This is a genomic window from Burkholderia sp. E168m23 (genome assembly GCF_016586125.1).
GTDB classification, from domain to species: Bacteria; Pseudomonadota; Gammaproteobacteria; order Burkholderiales; family Burkholderiaceae; genus Burkholderia; species Burkholderia orbicola.
In genome coordinates this window covers 1-7,813 of sequence record NZ_BCPP01000244.1, presented here as the reverse complement: position 1 = coordinate 7,813, position 7,813 = coordinate 1, and the positions used below count along the sequence as shown (strand labels likewise).

Here is a 7,813-nt window from a genome sequence, read left to right as displayed (position 1 = left end):
TGAGGACGCCGTGAACAGCGGCATCGACAAGGTGGCCGAAGCGTTCGGCTCGGTCGACATCCTCGTGTCGAACGCCGGCATCCAGATCGTCAACCCGATCGAGAACTATTCATTCGCCGACTGGAAGAAGATGCAGGCGATCCACGTGGACGGCGCATTCCTGACGACGAAGGCCGCGCTCAAGCACATGTACAAGGACGATCGCGGCGGCGTCGTGATCTACATGGGTTCGGTGCACTCGCACGAAGCGTCGCCGCTGAAGTCGGCGTACGTGACGGCCAAGCATGGTCTGCTGGGCCTCGCCCGCGTGCTGGCGAAGGAAGGCGCGAAGCACAACGTGCGCTCGCACGTCGTGTGTCCGGGCTTCGTGCGCACGCCGCTGGTCGACAAGCAGATTCCGGAGCAGGCGAAGGAGCTCGGCATCAGCGAAGAGGAAGTGATCAAGAAGGTGATGCTCGGCAACACCGTCGACGGCGTGTTCACGACGGTGCAGGACGTCGCGCAGACGGTGCTGTTCCTGTCGGCGTTCCCGAGCGCCGCGCTCACGGGCCAGTCGGTGGTCGTCAGCCACGGCTGGTTCATGCAGTAACGCGGGTGCGGGCGGTGTCGCCGCCCACCGCGCTGGACTGGACGGCACAAAAAAACGCGCTCCGTGGAGCGCGTTTTTCATGTCGGCAGGGCGGGGCCGGTGACGGCTGCCGCCCGGCACGGCTTTACTTCAGGACCGCTGCGACCGCATTGGCGACCGCGTCCAGGTTGCGCGTGTTCAGCGCGGCGACGCAGATCCGGCCCGTGCCGACCGCATAGATGCCGAACTCGTCGCGCAGGCGATCGACTTGTGCCGAGGTCAGGCCCGAATACGAGAACATCCCGCGCTGCGCGTTGATGAAGCTGAAATCGCGATCGACGCCGCTTGCCTTCAGGCGCTCGACGAGACCATTGCGCATCGCGCGGATGCGATCGCGCATTTCGCCGAGTTCCTGCACCCACGAAGCGTGCAGTTCCGGCGATGCGAGCACGGCTGCGACCACCGCGCCGCCGTGGGTCGGCGGGTTCGAGTAGTTCGTGCGGATCACGCGCTTCAGTTGCGACAGCACGCGCGTGGCTTCTTCCTTGCTCGACGTGATGATCGACAGCGCACCGACGCGCTCGCCGTACAGCGAGAACGACTTCGAGAACGACGACGACACGAACGCGTTCAGGTCGGCCGCGGCAAACAGGCGCACGGCAGCGGCATCGGCTTCGATGTTCTCGCCGAAGCCCTGGTAGGCCATGTCGAGGAACGGCACGAGGTTGCGCGCCTTCACGACGTCGACGACCTGTTGCCATTGCGCTTCGGTGAGGTCCACGCCGGTCGGGTTGTGGCAGCACGCGTGCAGCACGACGACCGTGCCGGCCGCGTAGCCGTTCAGCGCCGACAGCATGCCCTCGAAGTTCACGCCGTTCGTGGCCGCATCGTAATACGGGTACGCGACGACTTCGAAGCCGGCCGCTTCGAACAGCGCGCGGTGGTTTTCCCAGCTGGGATCGCTGATCGCGACCTTCACGTTCGGATTCAGGGTGCGCAGGAAATCGGCGCCGATCTTCAGCGCGCCCGTGCCGCCCAGTGCCTGGGCCGTGACCACGCGGCCCGCCGCGATCAGCGGCGAGTCGTTGCCGAGCAGCAGCTTCTGCACGGCCGCATCGTAGGCGGCGATCCCGTCGATCGGCAGGTAGCCGCGCGGCAGGCCGGCCTCGACACGTGCCTTCTCCGCGTCGCGCACCGCGCGCAGCAGCGGAATCTTGCCGTCTTCGTTCGTGTACACACCGACGCCGAGGTTGACCTTGGTCGGACGCGCATCGGCGTTGAAGGCTTCGTTCAGGCCCAGGATCGGGTCGCGGGGAGCAAGCTGGACAGCGGAGAAGAGCGACATGATGATTCGGCAGTAGTGAAAAGAGGGTCAGGCTTTCAGCCGGCGGGGCGGGCGCAGTGGACCGCGCCCACGGCGCGACGCCGGGAAGCGCAGCAGCCTGACATTGTAGCGAATTCGTGGGGGCAGGGGCGGTGATTCCGTCGCGATTCGGGCGGCGAATCGCGATTCGGGGCGGCCGTCCCGCGTCAGGAGCCGACAGCAGTTCGCGCGGCCGCGAAGCGCTAGAATGCTTTCTTTGCCCTTGCTCCGGCCGCATTCCATGTCCGAACATCATGCCGAAGTCGGCGACGCGCTCGACGAATCCAAATTCGTCACTTTCGAAGGGTCGCCGTTCCAGCTTTACCAGCCCTATCCGCCCGCGGGCGACCAGCCGACCGCGATCGACACGCTCGTCGAAGGCGTCGGCGACGGCCTTGCCTTCCAGACGCTGCTCGGCGTAACCGGTTCGGGCAAGACCTTCACGATGGCCAACACGATCGCGCGGCTCGGCCGCCCGGCGATCGTGTTCGCGCCGAACAAGACGCTCGCGGCCCAGCTTTACGCGGAGTTTCGCGAGTTCTTCCCGCGCAACGCGGTCGAGTATTTCGTGTCGTACTACGACTACTACCAGCCTGAGGCCTACGTGCCGCAGCGTGACCTGTTCATCGAGAAGGATTCGTCGATCAACGAGCACATCGAGCAGATGCGGCTGTCGGCGACGAAGAGCCTGATGGAGCGTCGCGACGTGGTGATCGTCGCGACGGTGTCGGCGATCTACGGTATCGGCAATCCGTCCGAATACCACCAGATGATCCTGACGCTGCGCGCCGGCGACAAGCTCGGCCAGCGCGACGTGATCGCGCGATTGATCGCGATGCAATACACGCGCAACGAGCAGGATTTCCAGCGCGGCACGTTCCGCGTGCGCGGCGACACGATCGACATCTTTCCGGCCGAACACGCGGAAATGGCCGTGCGCGTCGAGCTGTTCGACGACGAAGTCGAGACGCTGCAGCTGTTCGACCCGCTGACCGGGCGCGTGCGGCAGAAGATTCCGCGCTTCACCGTGTACCCGTCGTCGCACTACGTGACGCCGCGCGACACCGTGATGCGCGCGGTCGAGACGATCAAGGACGAACTGCGCGAACGGCTCGAGTTCTTCCATCGCGACGGCAAGCTCGTCGAGGCGCAGCGCCTCGAGCAGCGCACGCGCTTCGATCTCGAAATGCTGCAGGAGCTCGGCTTTTGCAAGGGCATCGAGAACTATTCGCGGCATTTCTCGGGCGCGGCGCCCGGCGATCCGCCGCCGACACTCGTCGACTACCTGCCGCCCGACGCGCTGATGCTGCTCGACGAATCGCACGTGCTGATCGGCCAGCTGAACGGCATGTACAACGGCGACCGCGCGCGCAAGGAAAACCTCGTCAATTACGGGTTCCGCCTGCCGTCGGCGCTCGACAACCGGCCGCTGAAGTTCCCCGAGTTCGAGCGCAAGATGCGCCAGGTCGTGTTCGTGTCGGCCACGCCGGCCGACTACGAGAAGCGCGTGACGGGGCAGATCGCCGAGCAGGTCGTGCGGCCGACCGGCCTCGTCGATCCGGAAATCGAAGTGCGCCCGGCGAGCTCGCAGGTCGACGACGTGCTGACCGAGATCAACGCGCGCGTGAAGGCCGGCGAGCGCGTGCTGATCACCGTGCTGACGAAGCGCATGGCCGAACAGCTGACCGAATTCCTGGCCGATCATGGCGTCAAGGTGCGTTACCTGCACAGCGACATCGATACGGTCGAGCGCGTCGAGATCATCCGCGACCTGCGGCTCGGCACGTTCGACGTGCTGGTCGGGATCAACCTGCTGCGCGAGGGCCTCGACATTCCCGAAGTGTCGCTCGTCGCGATCCTCGACGCGGACAAGGAAGGCTTCCTGCGCGCCGAGCGCTCGCTGATCCAGACGATCGGCCGCGCCGCGCGGAACGTGAACGGCAAGGCGATCCTCTACGCGGACAACATGACCGAGTCGATGAAGCGCGCGATCGGCGAAACCGAGCGGCGCCGCGCGAAGCAGATCGCCTACAACGAAAAGATGGGCATTACGCCGCGCGGCGTCGTGAAGCGCATCAAGGACATCATCGACGGCGTCTACAACGCCGACGACGCGCGTGCGGAGCTGAAGGAGGCGCAACAGCGCGCGAAATTCGAGGACATGTCGGAAAAACAGCTCGCGAAGGAAATCAAGCGTCTCGAGAAGCAAATGGCCGACTACGCGAAGAACCTCGAATTCGAGAAGGCCGCCGCGACCCGCGACCAGCTTGCCGTGCTGCGCGAACGCGTGTTCGGCGCGAACGTCGGCGACCACATCAGCGGCGGTCGGTAACTCTTTCCAAGCGTCACCGAATCTTTTGGTAAAGCGCCTGTAAGCCTTGTCGGATCAGGGGTTTACGGCGCTCTCCGTTTGTTCCGAAACAGGTTCGGTGCTAAACTCCACATGTATTGAGAATAGTTCGCATTAACGTTCTTCGTCGCGTTAGTGTTTCCAGCGAGCGGCCCCGGCGGCGGCTCGCATGTCGTCAAGATAGTCAGACAAATAACAAGGAGTGTCCATGTTGGGTTCTTCGTTCATCCGCACGACGGTTGCGGTAGCGGCGGCGCTTGCCGCGATGTCGGCCTCGGCTGCCGAGTATCCGATCGGCAAGCAGCAGATCCAGGGCGGCATGGAAATCGGCGCGGTGTATCTGCAGCCGATCACGATGGACCCGGAAGGCATGATGCGTAAGGCGTCGGATTCCGACATTCACCTCGAGGCCGACATCCATGCGGTCAAGAACAACCCGACCGGTTTCGCGGAAGGCGACTGGATGCCGTACCTGCAGGTCACGTACAAGCTGACGAAGCAGGGCGACACGAAGTGGAAGGCCGAAGGCGACCTGATGGGCATGGTCGCGAGCGACGGCCCGCACTACGGCGACAACGTGAAGCTCGCCGGCCCGGGCAAGTATCACCTGACGATGGTCGTCAAGCCGCCGATGCAGTCGGGTCACATGGCGTTCGGTCGCCACGTCGACAAGGAAACGGGCGTGGGTCCGTGGTTCAAGCCCATCACGCTCGAGTACGACTTCCCGTTCGCCGGTATCGGCAAGAAGGGCGGTTACTGATCGGTGGCATCACGAACGGCGCGCTTCGGCGCGCCGTCGGCGTAGAGAACCCAGAATGAAAATTCCCCAGAAAATCGTTGCCGCGGCCGCTGCGCTGTGGCTTGCCGGCGCGGCGCATGCAGCCGATCTGCCGACGTTCAAGCTCGAGATGACGGATGGCAAGCTGAATCCTGCCCGCATCGAAGTGCCGGCTGGCCAGCGTTTCAAGATCGAGATCCGGAACACCGGCAAGGGCGCCGCCGAATTCGAGAGCGTGCAGTTGCGCAAGGAGAAGGTGCTCGCGCCGGGCGCCGATTCGTTCGTGGTCGTCGCCCCGCTGTCGCCGGGCGAATACAAGTTTTTCGACGATTTCCACCAGCAGGCACAGGGCGTGATCGTCGCGAAGTAACGCGTTTTATCTGCGCGCGGGCGCACCAGTCCCTTGCGCCGCGCGTCAGGAGGTATCGATGGGTCAGATCTTGTTCATCGTCTGGCGGGAGAGCGTCGAAGCGCTGCTCGTCGTCGGCATTCTCTATGCATGGCTGAAAAACGGCGACGACGACGCGCGCCGCGGCCTGCCTTTCCTCTGGGCCGGCGTCGGCGTCGGCCTGCTGATGGCCGTCGGCCTCGGCGCCGCGCTGGTCGGGTTCACCGAAGTGCTGTCCGGCGACGCGCAGGACTATTTCCAGACGGCGATGGTGCTGATCGCGTGCGTGCTGATCGTGCAGATGGTGCTGTGGATGCGCCGGCACGGCCGCACGCTCAAGCGCGACATGGAGCAGTCGCTGCAGCAAAGCACGCGCGATTCGAACTGGTGGGGCGTCGCCGTGCTGGTCGCGCTCGCGATCGCGCGCGAAGGCAGCGAGACGGTGATCTTCCTGTACGGCCTCGGTTTCGGCCAGTCGGGCCACGTCGACGGCAGCCAGATGCTCGCGGTCGTGATCGGCCTTGGCCTCGCATTCCTCACGTTCTATCTGCTGCAGCTCGGCGGCAAGGTCTTCTCGTGGCGGCATTTCTTCCGCGTCACCGAAGTGATGCTGCTGTTCCTCGGCGCGGGCCTGTTCCAGACCGGCGTCGACAAGCTGATCGACAAGGAAATCCTGCCGCTCGGCATCTCGCAGGTGTGGGATACGTCCGCGATCCTCGATGATTCGGGCACGTTCGGTTCGCTCGTCGCGACGCTGACCGGCTATCGCGCGCACCCGGCGCTGACCAACCTGGTGGCCTATGCGGTGTACTGGGCGGTCGTCTGGTTGTTGATGAAGCGCGCGAGCCGCCGTCCGGCCGTTGCAGCGGGTCGCGCGGCATGAGCGTTGTCGCCGCCGTCAAGCCGGGCTGGCTCGCGCAGGCCGGCCAGTGGATGCAGCGCCACGGTGCGCTGATCCGCGGTATCCAGTGGATCGTCGTCGCCGTCTACGCGTTCCTGATCATCGTGCCGGCCGTGTTGCCGCTGCCGGACGATTCCGCGCATCTGTGGAACAACCTCACGCTCATCGCGCAATTCGCGTTCTGGGGTATCTGGTGGCCGTTCGTGCTGCTGTCGATGGTGATGCTCGGCCGCGTGTGGTGCGGCGTGCTGTGCCCGGAGGGCGCGCTTACGGAATATGCGAGCAAGTTCGGCCGTGGCGGCCCGATTCCGCGCTGGATCCGGTGGGGCGGCTGGCCGTTCGTCGCGTTCGGCATCACGACGATCTACGGGCAGATGGTCAGTGTGTACCAGTACCCGCTCGCGGTGCTGTTCGTGCTCGGCGGCTCGACCGTCGGCGCGATCGTGATCGGCCTGTTGTACGGCCGCGAGAAACGCGTGTGGTGCAAGTACCTGTGCCCGGTCAACGGCGTGTTCGGGCTGCTCGCGCGACTCGCGCCGATGCGCTACAAGGTCGACGAGGATGCGTGGCGCCGTTCGTACAAGAACGGCGAGCACGGCCATCGCGTGATTCCGATCAACTGCGCGCCGCTCGTGCCGTTGCGCAACATGAAGGGCGCGGCGGACTGCCATATGTGCGGCCGCTGCAGCGGGCACCGCGACGCGATCTCGCTGTCGCTGCGCTCGCCGTCCGACGAAGTCGTGAACCTCGGTGCGGAGCGGGCCAACCCGTGGGACACCGCACTGATCCTGTACGGCCTGCTCGGCGTGGCGATCGGCGCGTTCCACTGGACCGTCAGCCCGTGGTTCGTGCAGATCAAGCAATGGCTCGCGGGCTGGCTGATCGACCACGACATCACGTGGCCGCTCGAGACCAATGCGCCGTGGTTCCTGCTCACGCACTATCCGGATCGCAACGACGTGTTTTCCTGGCTCGATGGCGGGCTGGTCGTCAGCTACATCGTCGGCACGGGACTCGTGTACGGCACGGCGCTGCTGGTGTTGCTGGCCGGCGCGACGCTGATGCTCGGCCGCTTCGATCGCGTGCGCCTGCATCACCTCGCCCAGGCGTTGATCCCGATCGCGGGGGCGGGCGTGTTCCTCGGATTGTCGGCCACGACGCTGTCGTTGCTGCGCGCCGAGCATGTGCCGCTCGGCTGGGCAACCGATGTGCGCATCGCGATTCTGGTCGGCGCCAACGTATGGAGTGCGTGGCTCGCGTGGAAGGTGACGGGGCGCTATGCGGCGTGGCCGCGCCGGCTCGCGGCGTTCGCATGGTTCGCCGTCGGGCTGGCGGTCGTCGACAGCGCATGGTGGTTGATGTTCTGGGGGTTCTGAAGCGGCTCGCATGCCGCTTCCTTCGGCTGTCGTGCATGACGCAGCCACATACATACAGGCGGCATGCTTCGCGCATTGGCTGCCCAAAC

At 65.2% G+C, this 7,813-nt stretch carries 7 protein-coding genes; 6 read left to right on the top strand and 1 reads right to left on the bottom strand.

Annotated features, from left to right (window positions below; all coding sequences use genetic code 11):
- Positions 1–589 (top strand): 3-hydroxybutyrate dehydrogenase (locus JMF90_RS14710; protein ID WP_201325193.1); only part of this gene is annotated, 589 nt, incomplete at its 5' end.
- Positions 590–713: 124 nt separating this feature from the next.
- On the opposite strand, the gene JMF90_RS14705 is transcribed toward JMF90_RS14710, so the two are convergent.
- The gene (locus tag JMF90_RS14705; protein WP_006478300.1) at positions 714–1,913 is read right to left on the bottom strand and encodes an amino acid aminotransferase; all 1,200 of its coding nucleotides are present in this window, start codon (positions 1,911–1,913) and stop codon (positions 714–716) included.
- Positions 1,914–2,172: 259 nt separating this feature from the next.
- On the opposite strand from JMF90_RS14705, the gene uvrB reads away from it, so the two are divergent.
- From uvrB to JMF90_RS14680, 5 genes are all read left to right on the top strand, one after another.
- Positions 2,173–4,263, top strand: a complete 2,091-nt coding sequence (gene uvrB, locus JMF90_RS14700; protein WP_027807217.1) for an excinuclease ABC subunit UvrB — start codon at positions 2,173–2,175, stop codon at positions 4,261–4,263.
- Positions 4,264–4,489: 226 nt separating this feature from the next.
- Entirely contained in the window at positions 4,490–5,041 is a 552-nt protein-coding gene (locus JMF90_RS14695) for an iron transporter (protein WP_006483880.1), read from the top strand.
- A 55-nt stretch (positions 5,042–5,096) separates the two neighbouring features.
- Positions 5,097–5,429 (top strand): cupredoxin domain-containing protein, encoded by a 333-nt coding sequence (locus tag JMF90_RS14690; protein WP_006478303.1) that lies wholly within the window; start codon positions 5,097–5,099, stop codon positions 5,427–5,429.
- Positions 5,430–5,487: 58 nt separating this feature from the next.
- On the top strand, positions 5,488–6,330 hold the full coding sequence (locus tag JMF90_RS14685; protein WP_054928001.1) for an FTR1 family protein: 843 nt from the start codon (positions 5,488–5,490) through the stop codon (positions 6,328–6,330).
- Positions 6,327–7,724, top strand: coding sequence for a 4Fe-4S binding protein (locus JMF90_RS14680; RefSeq protein WP_053525977.1), 1,398 nt, complete (start codon positions 6,327–6,329; stop codon positions 7,722–7,724). The genes JMF90_RS14685 and JMF90_RS14680 overlap by 4 nt, the downstream gene beginning before the upstream one ends.
- Positions 7,725–7,813: the final 89 nt, after the last annotated feature.

Excerpts from the sequence above, each read along its gene's own strand:
- JMF90_RS14680 (WP_053525977.1), top strand. The coding sequence starts at position 6,327 with ATGAGCGTTGTCGCCGCCGTCAAGCCGGGCTGGCTCGCGCAGGCCGGC.
- JMF90_RS14695 (WP_006483880.1), top strand. The coding sequence starts at position 4,490 with ATGTTGGGTTCTTCGTTCATCCGCACGACGGTTGCGGTAGCGGCGGCG.
- uvrB (WP_027807217.1), top strand. The coding sequence starts at position 2,173 with ATGTCCGAACATCATGCCGAAGTCGGCGACGCGCTCGACGAATCCAAA.
- JMF90_RS14705 (WP_006478300.1), bottom strand. The coding sequence starts at position 1,913 with ATGTCGCTCTTCTCCGCTGTCCAGCTTGCTCCCCGCGACCCGATCCTG.
- JMF90_RS14690 (WP_006478303.1), top strand. The coding sequence starts at position 5,097 with ATGAAAATTCCCCAGAAAATCGTTGCCGCGGCCGCTGCGCTGTGGCTT.
- JMF90_RS14685 (WP_054928001.1), top strand. The coding sequence starts at position 5,488 with ATGGGTCAGATCTTGTTCATCGTCTGGCGGGAGAGCGTCGAAGCGCTG.